The sequence below is a fragment of the Pseudoalteromonas sp. A25 genome (genome assembly GCF_009176705.1).
Taxonomy (GTDB): Bacteria; Pseudomonadota; Gammaproteobacteria; order Enterobacterales; family Alteromonadaceae; genus Pseudoalteromonas.
Map to the genome: position 1 here is coordinate 3,699,148 of NZ_AP021846.1, position 26,391 is coordinate 3,725,538.

Genomic DNA, 26,391 nt, shown 5'->3' on the forward strand with positions numbered 1-26,391 from the left:
CTTAAATAAGCGGGTGTTATTGCGCTTTATGGTGTGCCATATAATTGTCTGGCAAATCGATTTGTGCAACACCTGATTCAATTGCAGCATGCGCTACCGCTTTGGCAATACGTGGCAGTAAACGCGGATCCATTGGTTTTGGAATAATATACTCTGGTCCAAACTCTAAGCTTTCAACATCCGCAGCTTTTAGCACCTCCGCAGATACTGGCTCTTTGGCAATACTACGAATAGCTTCTACCGCGGCTATTTTCATCTCATCGTTAATTGTCGTTGCACGCACATCAAGCGCACCACGGAAAATAAACGGAAAACACAATACGTTGTTCACTTGGTTTGGATAGTCAGAACGACCGGTTGCCATGATCAAGTCTTGACGCGCACTATGCGCCACTTCTGGATTAATTTCAGGATCAGGATTTGAGCAAGCAAACACAACTGGCTTATCGGCCATCAACTTTAACTCTTCTGGCTTTAATAAGTCAGGTCCAGATACCCCCACAAATACATCCGCTTCGGCAATCACGTCCTGCAAAGTACGTTTATCAGTGTTGTTGGCAAACAGTTTTTTATACTCGTTTAAATCATCGCGACGGGTATGAATAACGCCTTTACGGTCAAGCATATAAATATGCTCACGCTGAGCACCACACTTAATCAATAACTCCATACAGGCAATCGCTGCAGCACCGGCACCCAAACAAACAATAATCGCATCGTGAATATCTTTGCCTTGAATTTCCAACGCATTCAACATACCAGCGGCAGTAACAATGGCTGTACCGTGTTGGTCATCATGAAACACCGGAATATCACAACGTTCAATCAACGCCTTTTCGATTTCAAAACACTCTGGCGCTTTAATGTCTTCTAGGTTAATACCACCAAAGGTATCCGCGATATTGGCAACCGTATTGATAAAGTCTTCCGTTGTACGGTGTTTTACTTCAATATCAATCGAATCAAGGCCAGCAAAACGCTTAAATAATAACGCCTTTCCTTCCATTACAGGCTTTGAAGCTAACGGGCCTAAATTACCTAAACCAAGGATCGCCGTACCATTACTGATCACCGCGACCATATTACCTTTACCTGTATACTGATAGGCAGCAGCGGGATCGGCGGCAATTTCTCGAACTGGTTCAGCCACACCTGGGCTATAAGCCAGCGCTAAGTCCTTGACGGTTTCCGCAGGCTTGGTCAACTCAACGCTGATTTTACCTGGAACGGGATGAGCATGATAATGTAGTGCTTTTTCACGAAAGTCTGACATGACGCGATTTTTTCCTGCAAGAAGTTAAAAGTGAGAGTGAGATAAAATTCGCTAACTGGGTTAAACCATACCTACTTTATAAATATATTCAAGCAATTTGAGGTCGATCCACTTAAACACATTTTAGCTGCAGATCACCGCCATTTTACCGACATTTAACTTAAATTAATCAAATTAAAGCCATGATAAAGAAGCTTAACATTGCTCTTTTTTGCCTAGTTCATGTGCAATTTTATTTAATTTTGTAAAAACCCATCAAAAATAACAAGAAGACAATATATAATGAACTTTAGCAGCTAGATAACCAACTTTAGTAACATTTAACACATAAATTCAGCTTAAAAGAACCATTTTAACTGGAATTTTTATGCAATAAACGATTTTAGCTAAGCAAATTTAACCCCGTGCAACGCTTAAAATATAGCCTCACAAGATAAGAAAACAAATGCATAACTGTGAATAATGGAGATAAAAGCAAGAAATTAGAGTTAAAACTCTACTCACGATATCTTGTCAAAACCTTTTAGGAAGTGCAGAGCGAGTAATTATTTATGATGTTGATAAAGTTAAATAATAGAATGAAGTAGGCACAAAAAAAGCACCCGAAGGTGCTTTTTTAGTCAAACATTTCTTATTTTTTGCTGCTAAGCGCACCGAAACGTTTGTTGAAGCGGTCAACACGACCACCTGTATCAAGAATTTTTTGCTTACCAGTATAGAACGGGTGACACTCAGAACATACGTCTAAGTGAATGTCTTTACATAGTGTTGAACGAGTTTGGAACTTGTTACCACATGAACAAGTAGCGTTAATCGTTTCGTAATTAGGGTGAATACCTTCTTTCATAGCAACCTCTGGTTAGGCCGTATCGCTCTCCAAACCCGAAGTTTGGCACCATACGTAGTTTATACAAATTAGTGGACGCGTATTTTAAGTAACTCTAAAACGATCCACAAGCAATAAATCACCGATTTTGGTATTTTTTGTACAACTAAAACGCTAGCAACGCTATTACGCTAGGTTTTTTGGTGCGCCTTTAGTACATTACTCGTATATATCGTCTACCACAAAGGCTCATGATGTTTGCTGAAGTTGCCATTAAAGTGCCTTTATTTCGCACTTTTGACTACCAAATCCCCGATAACTGCAACGTTCAAGCGGGCTGTCGTGTCAAAGTGCCATTTGGTAACCGCAAACTACTGGCCATTGTTATGGCTGTCAAACCTGATACGCAAATACCCCAAAGCAAGTTAAAGTCGCTTTGCGATGTGTTAGACAACACTCCCATTTTGTCACACCAACATCTGCAATTTTTGCGTTTTTGCGCCCAGTATTACTCACACCCTATTGGCGAGACACTGTTTACCGCGTTACCTGGTGCACTGCGCGATGGAGAGCACCCAGATAAAACAACTGTTGCAACCTATTCACTGACTGACGCTGGTAAACAATTACCCACACTTAGGGCTAAAAAACAAATGGCCCTACTCAAACAACTCAGTGGCTCTGGTGAGTCGAGCTTAACAGAGCTCAAAGCGTTAGGTTTTAGTAAACAACAGATCAATGCCTTACTCGAAAAAAAACTCATCTGTGAACAGGTCAAGCATGACACACAGTGGCAAAGTCAGGCCATTGCGATTGCTCAGAAGCCGCGCTTAAATGAAGAGCAAGCAACAGCATGCAGTGCCATCAACCAGCAACCTGGTTATCGATGCTTCTTACTTGAGGGGATCACTGGTAGCGGTAAAACTGAAGTATACCTGCAAAGTTTAGAGCGTATTGTAGAAAGTGGAAAACAAGCACTGATCTTGGTGCCAGAGATAGGCTTAACACCGCAAACCGTCAATCGTTTTAGACGCCGCTTCGCCAACCTGCCTATCGACCTGTGGCATTCGAACTTGACCGATAACGAACGTTTGCATACCTGGCGACGCGCAGAGCAAGGCAGTAGTGCATTAGTGATTGGCACGCGCTCCAGCGTTTTTCTGCCTTTTAAGAACTTAGGTATGATAATTGTTGATGAAGAGCATGACGGCTCTTTTAAACAGCAAGAAGGGTTGCGCTACCATGCCCGAGATTTAGCGGCATACCGTTGTGCTAACTTGCACCTTCCCTTAGTACTGGGTACCGCCACCCCGGCCTTGGAAACACTACAAAAAGCAATCGCGGGGAAGTATCAGCTACTCACTCTAAGTCAGCGGGCACAAACTGCCACGGATAATCAGTTTTTGTTAGTTGATATGAAAGGCCAAAAAGAGCAAGCAGGTATCGCACCAAACACGCTCCAGCATATTGAAGCAACGCTTAAGCGTGCTAAGCAAGTGATGATATTTTTGAATCGTCGCGGCTTCGCTCCCACATTATTGTGTCATGAATGCGGCTGGCTTAGTCAGTGCCAACATTGCAGCGCCAGTGCCACATATCACCGCGCAATGAATCGGTTGGTATGTCATCACTGTGGCGAGCAAACGTTCATTCCACCGCAATGTCCTGATTGCGGTAGTACACAAATCATGCCAACTGGAATGGGTACCGAGCAACTCGAGAGTTTCTTTTCTGAACACTTTCCCGATACCCCTCTAAGTCGTATAGACCGAGACACAACGAGGCGAAAAGGTGCCTTAGAAGATGCGCTGGAAGACATTAATCAAGGTGGCGCTCGCATTTTGATAGGCACGCAAATGTTGGCCAAAGGCCATCACTTTGCCGATGTGAATTTAGTGGTTATTTTGGATGTGGACAGCGGCTTATACTCAAGTGATTTTCGCGCAACCGAACACATGGCACAATTAATCACTCAAGTGGCCGGCCGAGCTGGGCGCAGTGGCGAAGCAGGTAAAGTACTGTTGCAGACTCACTTTCCCGAACACCCTCTATTGCAAGATTTAGTAAATAATGGTTATCAAGACTTTGCTCGGTTCGCTTTAAAAGAACGAGAAGAAGTACAACTACCGCCGTTTAGTCATTTAGCCATACTTAGAGCGCAGGCCACCAATGCCAAGCTGGTATTCGACTTTTTATCAGATCTTATTCCCGCTACCCCCTTCAGTGGTATACAATTGCTCGGGCCGATACCTGCACCTATGGAGCGGCTAGCGGGTAAGTATCGCTATCAATTACATATTCAGGCTTCGCAGCGAGTAGTTTTGCATAACTATATCAGTCAGTTAATGCAATACATTAGCGACCATAAACTGGCCAATCGCGTGCGCTGGAGCATAGACATCGATCCTATGGATACCTACTAAATAAGTTATGGCACAACACGATTACATAAATAGAAAGCCGAAGAATAACAAAGGTGGCAAGAACACAGCCGCCAAAAAACCATTTCCAATTTTTTTGTCACTTGCGGCTTTCGTACTGGTTGGCGGCTTTGCGTATGGCTTGTGGTACATAAAGAATAATGCCGAGCCAAGCAAACTTGAAGCCGTCAACAAGCCAGTCAAAAAAGAACCGCAAAAACTAGAAAAACCCGTGATTAAGCCTTTCCTTGAAGAAATCAAACAACATGAGGTTAAGGTTGAAGTTAAAGAGATCAAGAGCAAGGGTCCTTATCAAATGCAGTGCGGCTCTTTCAGAACGCATGAGCAAGCCGAAGAAATGAAAGCAAAAATGGCTTTTTCGGGCTTAATTGCAGAAATTCGTCGTACCGAAGGCAGCAATGGTGTTTGGTATCGTGTCCGCCTAGGTCCATACGAAACATTGCGACAAGCAGAGAGTGACAAAAATAAACTCAAGCGTATCAAAATTGTCGGATGTGGTATCTGGGGCTGGACTTGATTTTAGCGCATTAGCCCATATCTTTTAACAATCTCATATTAAAAGGCGCCCAGAGCGCCTTCGTTTTTAAGGAATACTATGACTACCATCGTAAGCGTACGTCGTGACAATAAAGTTGTCATTGGTGGAGATGGCCAAGTATCGCTTGGTAACACAGTAATGAAGGGCAATGCCCGTAAAGTTCGCCGCTTGTATAACGGCAAAGTATTAGCAGGGTTTGCCGGTGGCACCGCAGATGCATTTACGTTATTTGAACGCTTTGAAAGCAAACTAGAAATGCACCAAGGGCACCTCACCAAAGCTGCCGTTGAAATGGCCAAAGATTGGCGCAGTGACCGCGCCCTGCGTAAACTTGAAGCACTGTTAGCGGTGGCCGACGAAACGGCATCGTTGATTATCACCGGAAATGGTGATGTGGTGCAGCCAGAGAACGACTTAATTGCCATTGGCAGTGGTGGCAATTTTGCGCAATCAGCCGCCATCGCTTTGCTAGAAAATACTGATTTAAGCGCCCGTGAAATTGTTGAGAAAAGCCTGAAAATTGCGGGTGATATCTGCGTATTTACCAATAATTTCCAAACTATCGAAGAATTGTAAGAGGAATTGCCATGACAGCAATGACCCCAAGAGAAATCGTCCACGAATTAGATCAACACATTATTGGCCAAGACAAGGCAAAAAAAGCCGTTGCCATTGCTCTACGTAATCGCTGGCGTCGTATGCAGCTAGAAGATGATTTGCGCGCAGAAGTTACCCCAAAAAATATCTTGATGATAGGTCCCACCGGTGTCGGTAAAACAGAAATTGCACGCCGTTTAGCAAAGCTTGCTAATGCGCCATTTATTAAGGTAGAAGCCACTAAATTCACCGAAGTCGGTTATGTAGGTAAAGAAGTAGAATCTATCATCAAAGACTTGGTCGACATTTCGTTCAAAATGACTCGTGAGCAGCAAGCCAAAAAGCACCAACACCGTGCCGAAGAGGCGGCTGAAGAGCGTATTCTTGATGCACTATTACCACCTGCAAAAGACGCATGGGGTGAATCGCAGCCAAACGAAAATAACTCAACTCGCCAAGTTTTTCGTAAAAAACTGCGCGAAGGCCAGCTAGACGACAAAGAAATCGACATTGATATCGCTGAAGCCGCGCCTAATGTGGAGATCATGGCCCCTCCTGGCATGGAAGAAATGACCAATCAGTTGCAAGGCATGTTTCAAAACATGACTGGCGAGAAAAAGAAAAAGCGCAAGCTAAAAATCAAAGATGCATTTAAGCTACTAGTTGAAGAAGAAGCCGCTCGCATGGTCAACCCAGAGGAGCTTAAAGAGCAAGCTGTCTTCTCGGTTGAACAAAATGGTATCGTCTTTATCGACGAAATTGACAAGATCTGTAAACGTGGTGAAGCGCAAGGTCCTGATGTGAGCCGTGAAGGCGTGCAACGTGACCTACTGCCATTAATTGAAGGTTCTACCGTCAATACCAAGCATGGCATGGTTAAAACAGACCACATCTTGTTTATTGCCTCAGGCGCATTCCAAATGGCGAAACCTTCGGATCTCATCCCTGAGTTACAAGGTCGTTTGCCTATTCGTGTTGAACTTGAAGCATTAAGCGCGGGTGATTTCAAACGCATTCTCACAGAACCGCATGCATCTCTAAGTGAGCAACAAGAAGCCTTAATGAAAACCGAACAAGTTGATATTAGCTTCACCGATGATGCAATTACACGCCTTGCGGAAGCTGCATGGCAAGTAAATGAAAAAACAGAAAACATTGGTGCTCGTCGTCTTCACACCATCATGGAAAAACTGATGGAAGAGTTATCTTACGACGCGTCAGAAAAGGCAGGTGAAAGTTTTGTGATTGATGCAGCTTATGTAGAAAAGCACTTAGATGCATTAGTACAAGACGAGGACTTGTCTCGCTTTATCCTATAACACACATAAAGCGGAGCTGTGTGCTCCGCTTTATGCCAATCCGCTTAACTAAGTGGTCTATTTTGAGGCAAGAAAACCTTGTCGATAGCAAAGCAAAAATTTTGTGATTTAGTTGTTCTAAATAAGAAATTTTTAACCAGCTAGCGTCAGGTGTAATCCCCAAAAATGATTAAGTGTTATTGCGGATTGGTATTACTCTAGGCCAGTTATGTATATAGTCACCAAATTACACTACCATCGAAAGAGTAAAAAGCTGGATATCGTATTTGACGATGGTCTAGAGTGCTCATTAACCAGTGAGTTTTTGCGCACGCACTCACCCAGTGCACAAGTGCAAGGCCACGGTACGGGTATGAAGTTAGTGTTGAATAAACAGCATGTGGCAATTACTAAACTTGAGCCTGTCGGTCACTATGCTGTACGTTTGAGCTTTGATGATGGCCATAATAGTGGCTTATACAGCTGGCAATATCTCAGAACCTTATCTACTGATCATGACACTCTTTGGGAAAGCTATCAGCAACGCGTTCAAGAGCACAACGAAACCGAGCATACCGTTCCCATTAAGTTTGTACCTTAGTAACGCTTCCACCCGCGCCATAGTCTACTATGGCGTTATCGTGTCCATATAAGACTCAATAATAGAAAAAAACGCCCCTTGCGGATCACAAATGACGGCATAACGTCCAACATCAGGCACATCAGTTGGCGGCACACATACTTTTGCCCCTAAACCCGCGGCTTTCTTAGCCACTCTATCACAGTCCAGTACAGCAAAGTACATCATCCAATGGGGTGGCGTTTTTGACCCCCATGCCTCATTCATTTCAATCATTCCAGCCAATGCATGGTCGTCGTTACTGAAAATTACATAATCCACACCCAGTACATTCTGATGGATAGAATGCCAACCAAATAGGGCACTATAAAACGCCTCTTTAACATCTCGGTTGCGACAAGCCAGTTCATGCCAGTAGGGAGTATTCGCTTCAAACGCTCTGCGACTGCCAATATGCTGCTTTGCTTGCCAAAGCGTGAGCTGCGCACCACCTGGGTCGGCAATAATGGCCATGCTGCCCGCTTCTCCAATATCATACGGTCCACGAACCAGCGCCCCACCCAACGCCTGTGCTGTGGCAACTGACGCCTCAACATCTAATACAGCGACATAAGCTTGCCAAACACTTTGCTCTCGCGCTGCCTTCTTATTCTCACCCATTTCATACATGCCAGCGATAATGTCGCCTTGTTTGTTGAAGTTAGTATAAAAATCCCCATTGGCAGCACGCTCATCCTCAAACTCCCAACCGAATAATGCGCAATAGAATGGCTTGGCAATACGCCAATCTGCAGCCCGTAACTCCGCCCAGCAAAACTCATGGGTGTGTGCATAGGTTAATTTACTCATGTTTGTCCGCCTTTTAAGAGCACCTATATGGGTGATAGTAGAGATTATTGGAATATGCAATCTGAATACTTGATAGAGCAGAAAATTATAACTAGAGAACGCCGTTAAACTGGTTCTAACAGTGGCGAAAATAGAGAACAAAAAAACAGCAAGGTTATAAGGGCTACTATTGTAGCCCAAAACTAAACTTATAGTTTTACTGGTTGACCATACTTTGGCGAGCGTGGTCCATGCAATATGCCATTATACATATCTGCAGACAGTAATCGTTGAGTTGCTAATACCGATACATTGAACCCAGCATCTGTGGTTGTTTCAATTATCTGAGTCAAAGCAGCAGACACCAATGCACCCACAAGGCCACCCCCAGAGTTAGAGCGTTGTTCACTGCTCGCAGCTCGTGCACTGCCTTGCCATAGCAATGTACCTGTCTCTAAGTCGACCAACTTAGCATCCACTTGCACTACAGTATCACTAGAGATAACAACGTAGGATGTACCATATTCTTTAATATCTATGTATAAACCAGCATCAGCGCCGAAAATTTCGTGCAACTTCTGCGTAGGTACCGCATGGATATCTTGAGCAACTGTTAAACCATTGCTTTTAAATGTTTCATCTACTAAAGAAACAGGGAATACGTAATATCCTGATTCAGACAACGGCTTAACCACATTTGATAAAAGGCTATAAGGTGCAATCACTTCCGATGAATTATTAATAGGTGGAACCACTAGTACAGAACGTGGATCACTATTCTTATATTCAGTGTAATCATATGGTTTAGACTTCGATGCACAACCACTCAGTGTTATCGCGACAATAAACGCAAATAGAGTCTTAATATTATTCACCTTGCTCTCCTTTTGCATTTTTGATCAAAAAATCAATGTACTTTGCCGATTCAGGAAATAAGGTCTTCTCTTGTTCAAGGTAGCCAAACCCAGACTCCAAATTGCCTTGTTTTAGGTGTAGGTACCCAAGATGTGCAAGTATTCCAGGAGCAATTGGCATGCTGTTGTTCTCAGCCATCTGAACTGTCTCTTCAAGCTGATTAATTTGCTCGCCTACATCCGTTTCATCTGTTTTAAAATGTTGATATAGGTTCTGGTTATAGGAACCATGATAATAAAGTGGCTTAACTGTTTTACAACCCGCCAGAGTAGCAGCTGCAATTACTGCTAATATTGTAACTGTATTTTTCATCTTCATTCTCAATTATGGCTGCCAGTGACCTGAGTTAATACCATTGACCAAATTGTTAACTGCTTCTCTGATTGCTAAATCTAACACTTTACCATTGAGTGTTGAATCATAGCCTGAGGTACCACCAAAACCTATTACTTCACGGCTTGATAAGCTGTATTCACCAGCACCTTGTACTGAATACACAACTTCTGACGTAGTTACATCAACAATATTCAGATTGACTTTTGCATATGCAATTTGCGATTTTCCTTTGCCTAAAATACCAAACAGCTGCTTGTCACCTTGTTCTTTACGACCGAATTCACTTACATCGCCAGTGACAACAAAGTTTGCACCCGTAATTTCTTGTTGGGCACCAGAAAAACCCGCCTCTTGTGCTATTTCAGACATATTTGCTCTGTCTAATACAGTAAAGCGGTTACTTTGCTGAAGGTGAGTTATTAGAATTGTTTTTGCTTGAGAGCCCAACTTGTCGACACCCGAGCTAAAAATACCGTTTTGAAAGTTAGAACGGTTTTGTAACTTTCCAACAGATAGTTTGCTTTTGGGTCCTGAGTAAGCCATTTGATATGACTGCACCTTAGGTGCCTCAATTGCTCTAGACGATTCAGTAGCAGCACATCCAGATAATAACAACGCAGCTACTGTTGCACTCAATATTACAAGCTTATTTTTAAGCATACTTCTTCCTTTTAGTTAATTCCGCGGTTTTTGTACAAAAAACCGCGCCGAATGATAATGTATGATTATCAACGATAGAACTATTTTATTGCTTTATTTGCAAAAAATAGATTTCTTTAACCTTGTCAGGAGTATATAGCGAAACTTTCAATAAGTTGTATTACGAACATGCTGCGCCTAGATAATATGCATTTTTACGTTTACTTATACGCAAAAGTGGACTGTCCCTCGAACCAACTAATTAGGCCGCCACTTGCCACTATCAACACTCACAACCAAATTATCAACAGCTTCTCGAATAGCTAAATCAAGTATTTTGCCATTCAATGTTGAGTCGTAACTTGCTGTACTGCCAAACCCAATAACTTCACGTGTAGACAAACTGTATTCACCAGCACCTTGTACTGAGTAGACAACCTCCGAGGTGGTAACATCAATAACATTTAAGTTTACCTTTGCATAAGCAACTTGTGATTTGCCTTTTCCAAGAAGGCCAAACAATTGCCTGTCACCTTCTTGCTTTCGACCAAATTCAGATAAAGCTCCGGTCACCACATATTTGGCACCGGTAATATTTTGCTCTACGCCTGAAAAGTCAGCCTCTTGACTAATCTCGCTTAAATTAGTTCTTTCTAGAACGGAAAAACGATTACTTTGCTGTAAGTGAGTTAACAAAATAGTTTTTGCTTGTGAACCTAACCTATCTCCACTACTAAATATACCATTTTGGAAGCTAGACTGATTTTGAAACTTGCCCACTGATAACTTACTTTTCTCACCGCTATAGACAGAGTTGAACGCTTTGACCTTTTTGGTTTCAAGTGCTCTTGATGATTCTGTTGCCGAACAACCACTGAGCAGTAAAGATACCACTACACCTAAGATTAGTTTATTTTGATACATGGTTTCACCCTGATTAACGAGATCCAACTCACACATTTGTGAGCGATAAAACTGCCAAACTTCTTAGATTCAAGTATAAGTACGCCACTCAAATTATCTGTAAGTTCATGTAATCGTTTGTGAGAACCATCCACACATACTTACATAAATATTGAGTATCTGAGCGAAAATGAAATGGTAAACAGCCTAAAAGCGTGTACGTTAGGTGACGTTAGATTTAACCCACCAAAATGATTGAGTGTTCGTGCAAGTTGCTACAATCTCGGTTCTAATGGCTCACGTGATTGAAGCAAAAATAGTTACTTTGCATCAGGTGAGGTGAGCTGGTTTACCGACTGGCGAGAAACTCACCGCTAAAATAGATTCGCTTCAAGCGTTTGATGGCGCGCCGCTTATCCTACCTTGCCCCAAATTTCAGGCATTAAAAAAGGCCACCGAAGTGACCTTTTTTACAATGCTTATTGCATCACTATTGTTGATTACTCAACGATAGTTGCTACAACACCAGCACCAACTGTACGGCCACCTTCACGGATAGCGAAACGTAGACCTTCGTCCATCGCGATTGGTACGATTAGGTCAACAGTCATCTTGATGTTGTCACCTGGCATTACCATTTCTACGCCTTCTGGTAACTCAACGTTACCTGTTACGTCAGTTGTACGGAAGTAGAACTGTGGACGGTAGCCTTTGAAGAATGGCGTGTGACGACCACCTTCATCTTTAGAAAGTACGTATACTTCTGAAGTGAACTTCGTGTGAGGTGTGATTGAACCAGGCTTCGCTAGTACTTGACCACGCTCAACTTCGTCACGCTTAGTACCACGTAGAAGTGCACCAATGTTCTCACCCGCACGACCTTCGTCTAGAAGCTTACGGAACATCTCAACACCTGTACAAGTTGTCTTCGTTGTATCTTTGATACCTACGATTTCAACTTCGTCGTTCACGTTGATGATACCCGCTTCAACACGACCTGTTACTACTGTACCACGACCCTGGATTGAGAATACGTCTTCGATAGGCATGATGAATGGCTTATCGATGTCACGCTCTGGCTCTGGGATGTAAGTGTCTAGTGCTTCTGCAAGCTCAACAATTTTGTCTTCCCACTCTTTCTCGCCTTCTAACGCCTTAAGCGCAGAACCTTGGATTAGAGGTAGGTCATCACCTGGGAAGTCATACTCAGAAAGTAGTTCACGTACTTCCATCTCTACTAGCTCTAGAAGCTCTTCGTCGTCAACCATGTCACATTTGTTCATGAATACGATGATGTAAGGTACACCAACCTGACGAGAAAGTAGGATGTGCTCACGTGTTTGAGGCATAGGACCGTCAGTAGCAGCAACTACTAGGATCGCGCCGTCCATCTGTGCAGCACCAGTGATCATGTTTTTAACATAGTCAGCGTGTCCTGGACAGTCTACGTGTGCGTAGTGACGAGTTGGTGTATCGTACTCAACGTGTGAAGTTGAGATTGTGATACCACGCTCACGCTCTTCTGGAGCGTTATCGATTGATGCGAAGTCTTTTGCTTCACCACCGTATACTTTTGCAAGTACGTTAGTGATTGCTGCTGTTAGAGTTGTTTTACCGTGGTCAACGTGGCCGATTGTACCAACGTTTACGTGCGGTTTTACGCGTTCAAACTTTTCTTTTGCCATCTTAAAAAATTCCTATAAAGAAATTAAAGTCCAGCCCTTAGAGACCGGACCGAACTAAAATTACTTAACAGCGCGAGCTGCAATAATTGTATCGGCTACACTCTTTGCCGCTTCAGCGTACTTGGAAAATTCCATTGAGTACGATGCACGGCCCTGCGTAGCAGAACGAAGATCGGTTGCATAACCAAACATTTCTGAAAGCGGTACTTGTGCATTAACTTGCTTCAAGCCACCAAATGCTTCTTCCATGCCTTCGATTATGCCACGACGACGATTTAAATCACCTACTACATCACCCATGTTACCTTCAGGGGTGATAACTTCAACCTTCATGATTGGTTCTAAAATAATTGGCTTTGCTTCAAGCGCACCATTTTTAAAACCAATTGAACCTGCGATTTTAAATGCCATCTCGTTTGAGTCTACGTCATGGAACGAGCCATCAAACAATGTTGCTTTAACACCCAATAGCGGATAGCCGGCAAGGACACCTTGTCGCATCTGCTCTTGAATACCTTTATCAACCGCTGGAATATACTCTTTTGGAACCGCACCACCGACGATTTCATTTACGAACTCGTATGTAGGTGCTTCATCATCAGAAATATCCATCGGTTCAAGCTTAAGCCAAACATGACCATATTGACCACGACCACCAGATTGACGTACAAATTTACCCTCTGCTTTTACCGAGTTACGAATTGTCTCACGGTAAGCTACTTGAGGTTTACCAACGTTACATTCAACGCTGAATTCACGTTTCATACGATCAACAATGATGTCTAGGTGAAGCTCACCCATACCAGAGATAATCGTTTGACCTGATTCTTCATCCGTTTCTACACGGAATGATGGATCCTCTGCAGCTAGTTTACCTAGTGCAATACCCATTTTGTCTTGGTCGGCCACAGTTCTTGGCTCTACCGCAACCGAAATCACCGGCTCAGGAAATTCCATGCGCTCTAAAGTGATAACAGCTTCTTGTGAACATAATGTGTCACCGGTGGTGACATCTTTAAGACCAATTGCTGCAGCGATGTCGCCAGCGCGTACTTCTTTGATCTCTTCACGAGAATTTGCGTGCATTTGAACAATACGGCCCAAACGCTCTTTTTTGCTCTTAATCGGGTTGTATACCGCATCACCCTGCTTAACTGTACCAGAGTAAACACGGAAGAAAGTTAAAGTACCTACAAATGGGTCTGTGGCAATTTTAAATGCCAACGCCGAGAACGGCGCATTATCATCTGCAGGACGGGTAGCCTCAGAGTCATCCTCTAAGATACCTTGGATTTCTTTAACTTCAGTAGGTGACGGCATGTACTCAATAACCGCGTCAAGCACTGCTTGAACGCCTTTGTTTTTGAATGCACTACCACAGGTCATTGGCACAATTTCGTTGGCCAATGTCTGCTGACGAAGGGCTGATTTAATCTCAGCTTCGCTTAATTCGCCGCCTTCTAAATATTTATCCATTAGCTCTTCAGAAGCCTCAGCTGCACTCTCAACTAAGTGAGAGCGCCACTCTTCGGCTAAATCCTGAAGCTCTGCTGGGATCTCTTCATAATTAAACGTCATCCCCTGGTCATTATTATTCCAGTTGATGGCTTTCATTTTGATGAGATCAATAACACCTTTAAATTCGTCTTCAGCACCAATTGGTAGCTGAATAGGCACAGGTGTGGCGCCCAGGCGAGATTTCACCTGTTCCACAACAGCAAGGAAGTCTGCGCCAGTGCGATCCATTTTATTTACGAAGACCATTCGAGGTACTGCGTATTTGTTCGCCTGACGCCAAACTGTTTCTGTCTGTGGCTGTACACCTGATGAAGCACACAACACGACAACCGCACCATCGAGTACACGTAAAGAACGTTCTACTTCGATAGTAAAGTCAACGTGTCCTGGAGTATCAATGATATTGATACGATGGTCGTCAAATTGCGCGTCCATTCCTTTCCAGAAACACGTGGTTGCAGCAGACGTGATAGTGATACCACGCTCCTGCTCCTGCTCCATCCAGTCCATAGTTGCAGCACCATCGTGAACTTCACCGATCTTATGAGAAAGACCCGTGTAGAACAGAACACGTTCTGTCGTGGTGGTTTTACCTGCATCTACGTGAGCACAAATACCGATGTTACGATAGCGCTCAATAGGAGTTGTACGTGCCATATTATCCTCTTAAAGGGTGTTAGCAGATTACCAACGGTAGTGAGCGAATGCTTTGTTCGCTTCAGCCATACGGTGAACGTCTTCACGTTTCTTAACCGCAGTGCCTTTGTTTTCAGCAGCGTCAACGATTTCTTGAGCTAAACGTAAGCCCATAGATTTTTCGCCACGCTTACGTGCAGCTTCAACCAACCAACGCATACCTAATGCGTTGCGACGAACTGGACGTACTTCAACTGGTACTTGGTATGTAGAACCACCAACACGGCGAGATTTAACCTCTACCGCAGGGCGTACATTTTCAAGTGCAGATTCAAAGATTTCTAGGTGCGACTTGCCTGATTTCTCAGCAGCCACGTCTAACGCACCGTATACGATTTTTTCAGCAGTAGATTTCTTGCCGTCTAACATTACTACGTTAACGAATTTAGCAAGAAGTTCTGATCCGAACTTAGGATCTGGAAGAATTTTACGTTGACCTATTACGCGTCTTCTAGGCATTTTATATCTCCGGTATCTTCAGGTTCGCATTAAAAGCGAATCCCCAAAACAAATTATTTAAAAATTAAAACTTAAGTGCTTGGCCTTACTAACGGAGAACCATTAGCCCTTAGGGCGTTTTGCACCGTACTTAGAACGAGCCTGTCTACGGTCGTTTACGCCGGCACAGTCAAGTGCACCACGAACAGTGTGGAAACGTACACCTGGTAAGTCTTTAACACGACCACCACGGATTAGGATTACACTGTGCTCTTGTAAGTTGTGACCTTCACCACCAATGTATGAAGTTACTTCGAAACCGTTCGTTAAACGTACACGCGCTACTTTACGTAATGCAGAGTTTGGTTTCTTAGGTGTAGTTGTATATACGCGAGTACATACACCACGCTTTTGCGGACAAGCTTTAAGCGCAGCTGAGTTACTTTTTGTAACCTTGCTACGACGTGGCTTACGCACTAGCTGGTTAATAGTTGCCATTAAATAGCTCCTGATTAGTTAAAAATTACTACTGAAAAAATATAAAAATCGTCCCAAATCTTTCGCCACTTTCGTGGAACGAATAAATGGGTGGCCGAATTTTAATGAGCAAAGATTAACCTGTCAATAAAAACCGCGCTTTGAGTGGAAAATTTGCAGTATTTAATCGTGATTTTAGCTTTATTGGTAAAAATCGCTTCTAACAGGTTAAGTAGATTTGGAATTTGATACGTTCCGATTGTATTGCTTATGGATCATACTTAGAATAACATTTCTCGTAATTCGAAGCTATCAAACAAACGCAATTACCTCGGCCAATCATACCAACCCGCTTAACTAAGTGGTCTATTTTGAAGCAAGAAAACCTTGTCGATAGCAAGGCTAAAATTTCGTTATTTAGTTGTTCTAAATGAGAAATTTTTAACGCAGCTGTCGTCAGGTTTAATCCTTCAAAAGGATTAAGTGTTATTGCGGATTGGTATCAGTATAAAACACAGACAAAAAAGCAGCTCTTATGAGCTGCTTTTAGTTTTTTACTTACCAATGCGGTGACGATTTAATCGTTGCCGCCGAGTAAATCAGCGTTCAGTGCATCAGTTAATGCTTGAGTTGCCTCTTCAGCACTTACTGTTTGCTCTTCAACTGGCATTTCAGGCTGCTTACGACGGTTGATGCGATCTTGGTGATATGCAAAACCAGTACCCGCCGGAATTAGACGACCTACGATTACGTTTTCTTTCAGACCACGTAACTCATCGCTCTTACCATTTACAGCCGCTTCCGTAAGAACACGTGTTGTTTCTTGGAACGATGCAGCTGAGATAAACGACTCAGTCGCAAGTGATGCTTTAGTAATACCCATCAGCTGAATTTCAAACTTCGCTGGGATCTTACCTTGCTTTTCAAGCTCACGGTTAGAAATGTTAACACGTGCTACTTCTACCTGCTCACCTGCTAAGAACTCAGTGTCGCCCCCATCTAGGATGATACACTTACGTAGCATCTGACGGATGATAGTCTCAATGTGCTTATCGTTAATCTTTACACCCTGCAAACGATATACTTCTTGTACTTCGTTTACGATGTAGTTAGATACATCAGTCACACCTCGTAGACGCAAGATGTCATGTGGAGACTCAGGACCATCGGCAATCACTTCACCTTTAGATACCTGCTCACCTTCGAACACGTTAAGCTGACGCCATTTAGGGATCATCTCTTCGTATGCATCACCCTGATCTGGTGTGATAACTAAACGCTTCTTACCCTTGGTCTCTTTACCGAAGCTGATAGTACCTGTGATCTCAGCAAGAATTGCAGGATCTTTAGGCTTACGAGCTTCGAATAAGTCCGCAACGCGCGGTAGACCACCGGTGATGTCACGTGTTTTCGAACCTTCTTGAGGAATACGCGCAAGTACCGCACCAGGTAGTGCTTTCGCACCGTCGGTGATTTCAATCGTAGTAAACGAAGGAAGACGGATTTCTTGCAGACCACGCTCATCATTTTCAACGATTAGCTTAGGCTCTTTCGCATTTACCTTAGCAAGGTCTTTAACAACCACACGAGTCAAACCAGTTAATTCATCAGTTTGTGCTTCGGTGTTGCTATCATCGATGTCAGAGAAGGATACCTTAGACTCATGCTCGATGATGATTGGGTGACTATGCGGGTCCCAAGTAGCGACAATGTCGTTACCTTTAACGTCTGCACCGTCTTGAACTGTTAATACCGCACCGTAAGGTACTTTATAACGTTCTTTCTCACGACCATGTTCATCAATGATAGTGATTTCGGTTGAACGCGAGGTAATAACAATCTTGCCATCAGTATTTAATACATACTTAGCATTATGTAGTTTTAGACTACCGTTAGTCTTAACTTGTACGCTGTTCTCTGCTGATGCTCGTGATGCCGCACCACCGATGTGGAACGTACGCATCGTAAGCTGTGTACCCGGCTCACCGATTGATTGAGCAGCGATAACACCGACAGACTCACCCGCATTGATCAAGTGACCACGTGCTAGATCACGACCATAACACTTAGCACATACACCAAAGTCGTTATCACAGGTGATAACTGAGCGTACACGAACTTCGTCCACTGAGTGCTCTTCTAAAAGGTCACACAGTTTTTCGTCAAGCATGATGTTACGCTCAACCAGTACATCATTAGTACCAGGTATAACCACATCTTCAGCAACAACACGACCTAATACACGCTCGCGCAGCGGCTCAACAACATCACCACCTTCAATCAGCGGCTTCATTGTTAGACCGTCTAATGTGCCACAATCGTCATCATTGATAACTAAGTCTTGTGCCACGTCTACTAGACGACGAGTCAAGTAACCCGAGTTCGCTGTCTTAAGTGCCGTATCGGCAAGACCTTTACGCGCACCGTGGGTTGAGATGAAGTACTGTAGTACGTTTAGACCTTCACGGAAGTTCGCCGTGATAGGTGTTTCGATGATTGAACCATCTGGACGTGCCATTAGACCACGCATACCAGCTAGCTGACGGATCTGAGCGGCACTACCACGAGCACCCGAGTCGGCCATCATAAACACAGAGTTAAATGACGGTTGCTCTTCTTGTTCACCTTGCGCGTTGATAACAGTGTCTTTTGACAAGTTAGCCATCATCTCACGTGATAAGTTTTCGTTAACACGTGACCAGATATCGATAACTTTGTTGTATTTCTCACCCGCAGTTACAAGACCAGATTGGAACTGTTGGTTAATTTCGTTTACTTCTGCTTCGGCATTTTCAATGATTTCAGCTTTAATTGGCGGGATAACTAAGTCATCAATACCAATTGAAACACCAGACTTCATCGCATAATGGAAACCGGTATACATCACTTGGTCAGCAAATACCACCGTATCTTTTAGACCAAGACGACGGTAACACTCGTTTAATAGACCAGAAATTTGCTTCTTACCTAGTGCTTTATTGATAAGCTCAAACGGTAAGCCTTCAGGTAACACAAGTGATAAAATCGCACGACCAACTGTCGTGTCAATGATCTCTGTTACTTCTGAACGTTCTTTGGTTTCTTCGTCGATACGCGTTTCAGTAATACGCACTTTTACGCGAGCGTGCAGCTCAGCAGTACCTGTACGGTATGCTTTTTCTGCTTCTTTAGGATCTTTGAATACAATGCCTTCGCCTTTACCGTTAATACGGTCACGCGTCATGTAATACAGACCTAATACAACGTCCTGTGAAGGTACGATGATTGGCTCACCGTTTGCAGGCGATAGAATGTTGTTCGTAGACATCATTAATGCACGCGCTTCAAGCTGTGCTTCAATTGTCAACGGCACGTGTACCGCCATTTGGTCACCATCGAAGTCAGCGTTATACGCCGCACACACTAGTGGGTGCAGGTGAATCGCTTTACCTTCAATAAGTACTGGCTCAAATGCTTGGATACCAAGACGGTGAAGTGTTGGTGCACGGTTCAAAAGAACAGGGTGCTCACGGATCACTTCATCTAATACGTCCCAAACTTCTGGTACTTCGCGCTCAACCATCTTCTTCGCAGCTTTGATGGTTGTTGCCATGCCACGACGCTCTAGCTTGCCGTAGATGAATGGCTTGAATAGCTCAAGTGCCATCTTCTTAGGAAGACCACACTGGTGCAATTTAAGCGTAGGACCAACGGTGATAACAGAACGGCCTGAGTAGTCAACACGCTTACCAAGAAGGTTTTGACGGAAACGACCCTGCTTACCTTTGATCATGTCTGCAAGCGACTTAAGTGGACGCTTGTTAGAGCCTGTGATCGCACGACCGCGACGACCGTTATCAAGTAGCGCATCAACCGCTTCTTGTAACATACGCTTTTCGTTACGTACGATGATATCTGGTGCCGCTAGGTCTAAAAGACGCTTCAAACGGTTATTACGGTTGATAACACGACGGTATAAGTCGTTCAGATCAGACGTCGCAAAACGACCACCATCTAGTGGTACTAATGGACGCAAATCTGGTGGTAGAACCGGAAGCACACTCATGATCATCCACTCAGGGTTGTTACCTGATTGGTGGAAAGATTCCATCAGCTTAAGGCGCTTAGTGATTTTCTTACGCTTAGTCTCAGAGTTAATTGTTGGTAACTCTTCACGCATTTCTGCAATTAATTGACCAAGGTCTAGTTCGCGTAGCAAATCAAGTACAGCTTCTGCACCCATCTTCGCTTCGAACTCATCACCGTGCTCTTCTAGTGCATCTAGGTACTCTTCTTCACCTAGCAATTGACCACGTTCAAGCGTTGTCATACCAGGCTCAGTTACTACGAACGATTCGAAGTAAAGTACACGTTCGATATCACGTAACGTCATATCTAGCATTAAACCGATACGCGATGGTAATGATTTTAAGAACCAGATATGCGCAACTGGGCTCGCCAGTTCGATGTGACCCATACGGTCACGACGCACTTTAGTAAGCGTTACTTCAACGCCACATTTTTCACAGATCACACCACGGTGTTTTAAGCGCTTATATTTACCACATAAACACTCATAATCTTTCACTGGGCCGAAAATACGGGCACAGAATAAGCCGTCACGCTCAGGCTTGAAAGTACGGTAGTTGATTGTCTCAGGTTTCTTTACCTCACCGTAAGACCATGAACGCACCATGTCTGGTGAAGCAAGACCAATGCGAATTGCATCAAATTCTTCGGTCTTATTTTGTTGCTTCAGAAACTTAAGTAAGTCTTTCACCTTAGCTCTCCTGTCGGAGGTTAATCTTGAGGACAAGCGACGCTTGCCCCTTCATTCTTTCAGTCCGGCTACCCACTGGGAGGGTAACTGCCGCAGCTAAGTTGCCGCGGCGGTCGGATTAATTTTCTTCCAACTCGATGTTGATACCCAGTGAGCGGATTTCTTTGAGCAATACGTTGAATGACTCAGGCATACCCGGTTCCATCTTGTGGTTACCGTCAACGATGTTCTTATACATCTTAGTACGACCGTTTACGTCATCCGACTTAACTGTCAACATTTCCTGTAGTGTATAGGCAGCACCGTATGCTTCTAATGCCCATACCTCCATCTCACCGAAGCGCTGTCCACCGAACTGTGCTTTACCACCCAGCGGCTGCTGAGTAACTAAGCTGTAAGAACCTGTTGAACGTGCGTGCATCTTGTCATCAACCAAGTGGTTAAGTTTAAGCATGTACATGTAACCAACAGTTACTTGACGTTCAAATGCATCACCAGTACGGCCATCATAAAGGGTTACCTGACCGCTTGATGGATAACCACCTAGCTCAAGTAGCTCTTTAATTTCGCTTTCTTTAGCACCGTCAAACGCTGGTGTTGCAATAGGTAAACCACCTTTAAGGTTTTCAGCTAAGCGACGAATTTCATCATCAGAGAAACTTGCAATATCTACTTTCTGACGACAATCACCTACTTCGTAGGCCTTCTTGATGAATTCACGCAGCTCTGCAAGCTCACGTTGTTCTTTCATCATCTCTTCGATACGCTCACCGATACCACGTGCAGCAAGACCCATGTGAGTTTCTAGGATCTGACCGATGTTCATACGTGAAGGTACACCTAGTGGGTTCAATACGATGTCTACAGTACGACCTTTCTCATCGTATGGCATGTCTTCAACAGGCACGATAGTAGAGATTACACCCTTGTTACCGTGACGACCCGCCATCTTATCACCAGGTTGGATACGACGTTTAACCGCTAGGTAAACTTTAACAATCTTCAATACACCCGGTGCTAAGTCATCACCTTGAGTTATCTTGCGACGCTTGTTTTCAAACTTTTTGTCGTATTCAGCTTTAAGCTCGTCATACTGTGCAGCTAACTGCTCAAGCTCAGATTGCTGCTCTTCATCTGCAAGGCTTTGAGTAAGCAACTTATCAGTTGAAAGGCCTGCAATGCGGCTTTCGTCGAAACCAGCTTTAGCAAGTAAGTTACGTGCACGTGTTAACACACCGCCTTCAAGGATCTTGAACTCTTCGTTGAAGTCTTTCTTCGCTTCGCGAAGCTGCATGTCTTCAACTTCTAAGGCACGCTTGTCTTTTTCAACGCCATCACGTGTGAATACTTGAACATCAATAACAGTACCTGTTACAGAGTTTGGTACACGTAGCGAGCTGTCTTTAACATCTGATGCTTTTTCACCGAAGATAGCACGTAGTAGCTTTTCTTCAGGAGTAAGCTGCGTTTCACCTTTAGGCGTAACTTTACCTACTAGGATATCGCCGCCTTTTACTTCAGCACCAATGTATACAACACCTGATTCATCTAGCTTACCAAGCGCAGACTCACCTACGTTTGGAATGTCCGCTGTAATTTCTTCAGGACCTAACTTAGTATCACGTGCAATACACTGTAACTCTTGAATGTGGATAGTCGTTAGACGATCTTCTTCAACCACGCGCTCAGATAACAAGATCGAGTCTTCGAAGTTGTAACCATTCCAAGGCATGAATGCTACACGTAAGTTTTGACCAAGTGCTAAGTCACCTAAATCTGTAGATGGACCATCAGCAAGTACGTCACCACGTACAACCGGCTCACCAACCATACAAGTTGGCTTTTGGTTGATACAGGTGTTTTGGTTTGAACGTGTGTACTTAGTTAAGTTGTAAATATCGATGCCCGCTTCGCCTGGAACACGCTCATCTTCATTTACGTTAACAACAATACGGCTTGCATCAGCATACTTAACTACACCACCACGCTTAGCAACAATGGTTACACCAGAGTCTTTAGCAAGTGTTAGCTCAATACCAGTACCTACTAGCGGCTTATCTGCTTTTAACGTCGGAACTGCCTGACGTTGCATGTTCGATCCCATCAATGCACGGTTCGCATCATCGTGCTCTAGGAATGGAATAAGTGCCGCTGCCACAGAGATAACCTGCTGTGGAGATACATCCATATATTGAATGTCAGAACGACCCATAAATGTCGATTCACCTTTGTGACGACATGGGATCTGCTCATCAATAAATTCGTTATTTTCGTCTAAGTTTGTGTTTGCCTGTGCAATTACAAACTGACCTTCTTCGATTGCTGATAGGTAATCAACCTCGTCTGTTACAACACCGTCAGCAACTTTGCGATATGGCGTTTCTAAGAAGCCATAATCATTCGTACGCGCATAAGTTGATAGTGAGTTGATCAGACCGATGTTTGGACCTTCAGGCGTTTCGATTGGACATACGCGACCATAGTGCGTTACGTGTACGTCACGTACTTCGAAGCCTGCACGCTCACGTGTTAAACCACCCGGACCTAATGCAGAAATACGACGCTTGTGCGTCACTTCTGATAACGGGTTGTTTTGGTCCATAAACTGAGATAGCTGTGAAGAACCGAAGAACTCTTTAACTGCCGCTGAAATTGGCTTGGCGTTGATTAAGTCTTGTGGCATTACTGCATCAAGATCGCCTAAGCTCAAGCGTTCACGAACAGCACGCTCAACACGTACAAGACCTACGCGAAATTGGTTTTCAGCCATCTCGCCTACTGAACGAATACGACGGTTGCCTAAGTGGTCGATATCGTCCACTTCGCCTTTACCGTTACGGATATCGATCAATACACGCATTACAGAAACAATATCTTCTTTGCTCAGCGTACCTGGGCCTGTATCCGTATCATAGCCAACACGGCTGTTGAACTTCATACGACCAACTGTTGACAAATCATAACGCTCTTCAGAGAAGAACAAGTTGTCAAATAGTGCTTCTGCAGCTTCTTTTGTTGGCGGCTCACCAGGGCGCATCATGCGGTAAATTTCTACCAATGCTTCTAAGCGGTTGCTTGTTGAGTCGATACGCACGGTATCTGACATGTACGCACCACTGTCAACGTCATTGATGTAAAGCGTTGCAATTTTCGTATGGCCCGCTTTAACAAGCTCAGCCATTAGCTCTAGCGACAGTTCATCGTTCGCGTTCGCGATCACTTCGCCAGTTGACTCATCAATGTAGTTTTTAGCAACAACACGACCAATGATATATTCGTGTGGTACTTCTAATTGTTTAATTTCTTTCTTTTCTAGTGTTTTGATGTGGCGCGCAGTAATACGACGACCAGATTCAATCACTACTTCACCGTCAGCATCTTTAATATCGAAAGCAGCTGTTTCACCACGTAGACGTGAAGGTACAAGCTCCATCATCACTTTACCGTCAGTTACTTCGAAGGTTGTGGTTTCGAAGAACAACGCAAGAATTTCTTCAGTTGAGAACTCTAGCGCACGTAAAATAATTGATGCAGGCAGTTTACGACGGCGGTCTATACGAACGTAAAGATTATCTTTAACGTCAAATTCAAAGTCTAACCATGAACCACGGTAAGGAATAACACGAGCGTTATAAAGCACTTTACCAGAAGAGTGCGACTTACCACGGTCGTTATCAAAGAATACACCAGGTGAACGGTGTAGCTGAGAAACGATAACACGCTCTGTCCCGTTGATAACAAAAGTACCGGTATCAGTCATGAGCGGGATTTCGCCCATATAAACTTCTTGCTCTTTAATGTCTTTAACTGTGCCTGGTGCGTCTTTATCCATTAACACAAGACGTAATTTAACGCGAAGTGGAGCAGAATAAGTCACGCCGCGAATTTGACATTCTTTTACATCGAATACTGGCTCACCAATACGATAACTTACGTATTGTAGCTCAGAATTACCCGAGTAGCTTTTGATCGGAAACACAGAACGGAAAGCAGCTTCCAAACCGTGGTCGCCATCAGCGTCCGGATTCAAGAACTTTTTGAACGATTCTAACTGCGTCGACAGTAAGAAAGGTATGTCCAAAACTTGTGGACGTTTACCAAAATCCTTACGGATACGTTTCTTTTCAGAATAAGAGTAAGCCATGGGGTTCCTCAGCTTGCTGATCTTTGACCCAACCTGTTCTTGTAAGAACAGACTTAACTGGCATTCAAGCCATGATAACAACATCTAATTGTTGTACTAAATGTCATTGATATTATCAAAAAACAGCTAAGCCATTGAAAATACCAGTGAAATTTAGAGTTTTATTGCGCGATAGAAAGGCATCTCGCTATAGCGCAAAAGGGCCGGTGATTAAATAATCACCAGCCCTTGCCTGATTGCTCAGGCAGCGAACCTAGCGTTAGCTAGATTACTTGATCTCAACTTCAGCACCAGCTTCTTCAAGATCTTTCTTAAGTGCTTCAGCTTCTTCCTTAGATACACCTTCTTTGATAGGTGCAGGAGCAGACTCAACAAGAGCCTTAGCTTCTTTAAGGCCTAGGCCTGTCGCGCCACGTACCGCTTTGATTGCAGCAACTTTGTTACCGCCAGCAGCAGCTAGGATTACGTCGAACTCAGTCTTTTCTTCAGCAGCTTCAGCAGGACCCGCAGCAACAACAGCAGCAGCTGCAGTTACACCGAACTTTTCTTCCATTGCTTCTACTAGTTCAACAACTTCCATTACTGACATTTCAGCAATAGCGTCAAGGATTTGGTCTTTAGTTACAGACATTTCAAATTTCCTAATTATTTACGAACCCATGTGGTTCAAAAAATTTATTAAAGAAAGGAGCGGGGCTTAAATTAAGCAGCTTGCTCAGCTTTCTGTACACGTACCGCTTCAATTGTTTTACACAATTTGCCAGCAGACGCTTCTTTCATAGCGCTCATTAAGCGTGCAACAGCTTCGTCGTATGTAGGTAGCTTAGCAAGCATGTCTACATCTACAACTTTACCTTCGAATGCAGCAGTTTTAAGCTCGAATGCTTCGTTCTTTTTCGCGAAATCTGAGAAGATACGCGCAGCAGCACCAGGGTGCTCTGAAGAGAAAGCGATAAGGCTTGGACCAACTAATGATTCGTTTAGGCATTCGTACTCAGTGCCTTCAACAGCACGTTTAGCTAGCGTGTTACGGACAACTTTCATCCATACACCAGCTTCACGAGCTTCTTTACGAAGAGCAGTGATAGCACCTACTGTTACACCACGAGAATCAGCAACAACGGCTGAAAGAGCACCTTTGGCAGCTTCGTTGACTTCAGCAACAATTGCTTTTTTGTCTTGAAGGTTTAAAGCCATGGGTGTTACTCCTGGTTTATAGAAAAACAAATATGTTTTTCAGTTCTACTCTACCCTGCTAAAAACTTAGCAGAGATGCTTTTTACGGCGAGAGCCAGAAGATTAGGAAAATCTAGCTGGGATTCACACCGTCTACGTAGGACGATTAAGGTTTAAAAAACCACCTACGGTCTTGGACGGAAGCGTAATTTATCGCTTTACTTAAAAAGTGTTGCGAAATTATACGCTTCAACCCGAATTCTTGCTTTGTTGAAATTTTCGATACGAAATAATCAACAAAATGGCGCAAAATTATAGTTCAAA

20 protein-coding genes are annotated in these 26,391 nt (G+C 43.7%); 5 read left to right on the forward strand and 15 right to left on the reverse strand.

Annotation, left to right across the window (positions count from 1 at the left end; genetic code table 11):
* Window positions 1-16: 16 nt before the first annotated feature.
* Entirely contained in the window at window positions 17-1,273 is a 1,257-nt protein-coding gene (locus GDK41_RS15905; protein WP_152087319.1) for a malic enzyme-like NAD(P)-binding protein, read from the reverse strand.
* A gap of 631 nt (window positions 1,274-1,904) precedes the next feature.
* Entirely contained in the window at window positions 1,905-2,120 is a 216-nt protein-coding gene (rpmE, locus tag GDK41_RS15910) for a 50S ribosomal protein L31 (RefSeq protein ID WP_152087320.1), read from the reverse strand.
* Between the two features lie 230 nt (window positions 2,121-2,350).
* On the opposite strand from rpmE, the gene priA reads away from it, so the two are divergent.
* The 5 genes from priA to GDK41_RS15935 all read left to right on the forward strand — a co-directional run bounded on the left by priA (window position 2,351) and on the right by GDK41_RS15935 (window position 7,574).
* On the forward strand, window positions 2,351-4,522 hold the full coding sequence (gene priA / locus GDK41_RS15915; protein WP_152087321.1) for a primosomal protein N': 2,172 nt from the start codon (window positions 2,351-2,353) through the stop codon (window positions 4,520-4,522).
* A gap of 7 nt (window positions 4,523-4,529) precedes the next feature.
* Entirely contained in the window at window positions 4,530-5,057 is a 528-nt protein-coding gene (locus GDK41_RS15920) for an SPOR domain-containing protein (RefSeq protein ID WP_152087322.1), read from the forward strand.
* Between the two features lie 78 nt (window positions 5,058-5,135).
* The gene (gene hslV / locus GDK41_RS15925) at window positions 5,136-5,654 is read left to right on the forward strand and encodes an ATP-dependent protease subunit HslV (protein WP_152087323.1); all 519 of its coding nucleotides are present in this window, start codon (window positions 5,136-5,138) and stop codon (window positions 5,652-5,654) included.
* Window positions 5,655-5,665: 11 nt separating this feature from the next.
* Window positions 5,666-6,994 (forward strand): HslU--HslV peptidase ATPase subunit, encoded by a 1,329-nt coding sequence (gene hslU, locus GDK41_RS15930; RefSeq protein WP_152087324.1) that lies wholly within the window; start codon window positions 5,666-5,668, stop codon window positions 6,992-6,994.
* A 208-nt stretch (window positions 6,995-7,202) separates the two neighbouring features.
* Complete coding sequence (locus GDK41_RS15935; protein ID WP_152087325.1) at window positions 7,203-7,574, forward strand: gamma-butyrobetaine hydroxylase-like domain-containing protein; 372 nt, start codon at window positions 7,203-7,205, stop codon at window positions 7,572-7,574.
* Window positions 7,575-7,601: 27 nt separating this feature from the next.
* Here the strand turns inward: GDK41_RS15935 and GDK41_RS15940 are convergent, their stop codons facing one another.
* From GDK41_RS15940 to rplJ, 13 genes are all read right to left on the reverse strand, one after another.
* Window positions 7,602-8,402: a VOC family protein gene (locus GDK41_RS15940; RefSeq protein WP_152087326.1), complete on the reverse strand. Its 801-nt coding sequence runs from the start codon at window positions 8,400-8,402 to the stop codon at window positions 7,602-7,604.
* Window positions 8,403-8,590: 188 nt separating this feature from the next.
* The gene (locus GDK41_RS15945; RefSeq protein WP_442960190.1) at window positions 8,591-9,256 is read right to left on the reverse strand and encodes a DUF799 domain-containing protein; all 666 of its coding nucleotides are present in this window, start codon (window positions 9,254-9,256) and stop codon (window positions 8,591-8,593) included.
* A complete protein-coding gene (locus GDK41_RS15950) occupies window positions 9,249-9,608 on the reverse strand; it encodes a DUF4810 domain-containing protein (protein WP_152087328.1) in 360 nt (119 codons plus the stop codon). The genes GDK41_RS15945 and GDK41_RS15950 overlap by 8 nt, the downstream gene beginning before the upstream one ends.
* A 12-nt stretch (window positions 9,609-9,620) precedes the next feature.
* Entirely contained in the window at window positions 9,621-10,292 is a 672-nt protein-coding gene (locus GDK41_RS15955) for a CsgG/HfaB family protein (RefSeq protein ID WP_152087329.1), read from the reverse strand.
* Between the two features lie 237 nt (window positions 10,293-10,529).
* Complete coding sequence (locus GDK41_RS15960) at window positions 10,530-11,195, reverse strand: CsgG/HfaB family protein (RefSeq protein WP_152087330.1); 666 nt, start codon at window positions 11,193-11,195, stop codon at window positions 10,530-10,532.
* Window positions 11,196-11,674: 479 nt separating this feature from the next.
* A complete protein-coding gene (gene tuf, locus GDK41_RS15965) occupies window positions 11,675-12,859 on the reverse strand; it encodes an elongation factor Tu (RefSeq protein WP_152087331.1) in 1,185 nt (394 codons plus the stop codon).
* Between the two features lie 60 nt (window positions 12,860-12,919).
* Entirely contained in the window at window positions 12,920-15,034 is a 2,115-nt protein-coding gene (gene fusA, locus GDK41_RS15970) for an elongation factor G (RefSeq protein ID WP_152087332.1), read from the reverse strand.
* Between the two features lie 27 nt (window positions 15,035-15,061).
* On the reverse strand, window positions 15,062-15,532 hold the full coding sequence (gene rpsG / locus GDK41_RS15975; protein WP_152087333.1) for a 30S ribosomal protein S7: 471 nt from the start codon (window positions 15,530-15,532) through the stop codon (window positions 15,062-15,064).
* Between the two features lie 102 nt (window positions 15,533-15,634).
* Entirely contained in the window at window positions 15,635-16,009 is a 375-nt protein-coding gene (rpsL, locus tag GDK41_RS15980) for a 30S ribosomal protein S12 (protein WP_010367657.1), read from the reverse strand.
* 556 nt (window positions 16,010-16,565) lie between these two features.
* A complete protein-coding gene (rpoC, locus tag GDK41_RS15985; RefSeq protein ID WP_152087334.1) occupies window positions 16,566-20,747 on the reverse strand; it encodes a DNA-directed RNA polymerase subunit beta' in 4,182 nt (1,393 codons plus the stop codon).
* 118 nt (window positions 20,748-20,865) lie between these two features.
* Entirely contained in the window at window positions 20,866-24,891 is a 4,026-nt protein-coding gene (gene rpoB, locus GDK41_RS15990; RefSeq protein WP_152087335.1) for a DNA-directed RNA polymerase subunit beta, read from the reverse strand.
* Between the two features lie 268 nt (window positions 24,892-25,159).
* Window positions 25,160-25,522: a 50S ribosomal protein L7/L12 gene (gene rplL / locus GDK41_RS15995; protein WP_070982798.1), complete on the reverse strand. Its 363-nt coding sequence runs from the start codon at window positions 25,520-25,522 to the stop codon at window positions 25,160-25,162.
* Between the two features lie 71 nt (window positions 25,523-25,593).
* A complete protein-coding gene (gene rplJ, locus GDK41_RS16000) occupies window positions 25,594-26,088 on the reverse strand; it encodes a 50S ribosomal protein L10 (RefSeq protein WP_152087336.1) in 495 nt (164 codons plus the stop codon).
* Window positions 26,089-26,391 lie beyond the last annotated feature (303 nt).

What these genes read in the sequence shown, in the direction of transcription:
- GDK41_RS15920 (WP_152087322.1), top strand. Translation starts at nt 4,530, where the DNA reads ATGGCACAACACGATTACATAAATAGAAAGCCGAAGAATAACAAAGGT.
- fusA (WP_152087332.1), bottom strand. Translation starts at nt 15,034, where the DNA reads ATGGCACGTACAACTCCTATTGAGCGCTATCGTAACATCGGTATTTGT.
- tuf (WP_152087331.1), bottom strand. Translation starts at nt 12,859, where the DNA reads ATGGCAAAAGAAAAGTTTGAACGCGTAAAACCGCACGTAAACGTTGGT.
- GDK41_RS15905 (WP_152087319.1), bottom strand. Translation starts at nt 1,273, where the DNA reads ATGTCAGACTTTCGTGAAAAAGCACTACATTATCATGCTCATCCCGTT.
- GDK41_RS15950 (WP_152087328.1), bottom strand. Translation starts at nt 9,608, where the DNA reads ATGAAAAATACAGTTACAATATTAGCAGTAATTGCAGCTGCTACTCTG.
- GDK41_RS15955 (WP_152087329.1), bottom strand. Translation starts at nt 10,292, where the DNA reads ATGCTTAAAAATAAGCTTGTAATATTGAGTGCAACAGTAGCTGCGTTG.
- priA (WP_152087321.1), top strand. Translation starts at nt 2,351, where the DNA reads ATGATGTTTGCTGAAGTTGCCATTAAAGTGCCTTTATTTCGCACTTTT.
- hslU (WP_152087324.1), top strand. Translation starts at nt 5,666, where the DNA reads ATGACAGCAATGACCCCAAGAGAAATCGTCCACGAATTAGATCAACAC.
- hslV (WP_152087323.1), top strand. Translation starts at nt 5,136, where the DNA reads ATGACTACCATCGTAAGCGTACGTCGTGACAATAAAGTTGTCATTGGT.
- rpmE (WP_152087320.1), bottom strand. Translation starts at nt 2,120, where the DNA reads ATGAAAGAAGGTATTCACCCTAATTACGAAACGATTAACGCTACTTGT.
- GDK41_RS15940 (WP_152087326.1), bottom strand. Translation starts at nt 8,402, where the DNA reads ATGAGTAAATTAACCTATGCACACACCCATGAGTTTTGCTGGGCGGAG.
- rplJ (WP_152087336.1), bottom strand. Translation starts at nt 26,088, where the DNA reads ATGGCTTTAAACCTTCAAGACAAAAAAGCAATTGTTGCTGAAGTCAAC.
- rpsG (WP_152087333.1), bottom strand. Translation starts at nt 15,532, where the DNA reads ATGCCTAGAAGACGCGTAATAGGTCAACGTAAAATTCTTCCAGATCCT.
- GDK41_RS15935 (WP_152087325.1), top strand. Translation starts at nt 7,203, where the DNA reads ATGTATATAGTCACCAAATTACACTACCATCGAAAGAGTAAAAAGCTG.
- GDK41_RS15960 (WP_152087330.1), bottom strand. Translation starts at nt 11,195, where the DNA reads ATGTATCAAAATAAACTAATCTTAGGTGTAGTGGTATCTTTACTGCTC.
- rplL (WP_070982798.1), bottom strand. Translation starts at nt 25,522, where the DNA reads ATGTCTGTAACTAAAGACCAAATCCTTGACGCTATTGCTGAAATGTCA.
- rpsL (WP_010367657.1), bottom strand. Translation starts at nt 16,009, where the DNA reads ATGGCAACTATTAACCAGCTAGTGCGTAAGCCACGTCGTAGCAAGGTT.
- rpoB (WP_152087335.1), bottom strand. Translation starts at nt 24,891, where the DNA reads ATGGCTTACTCTTATTCTGAAAAGAAACGTATCCGTAAGGATTTTGGT.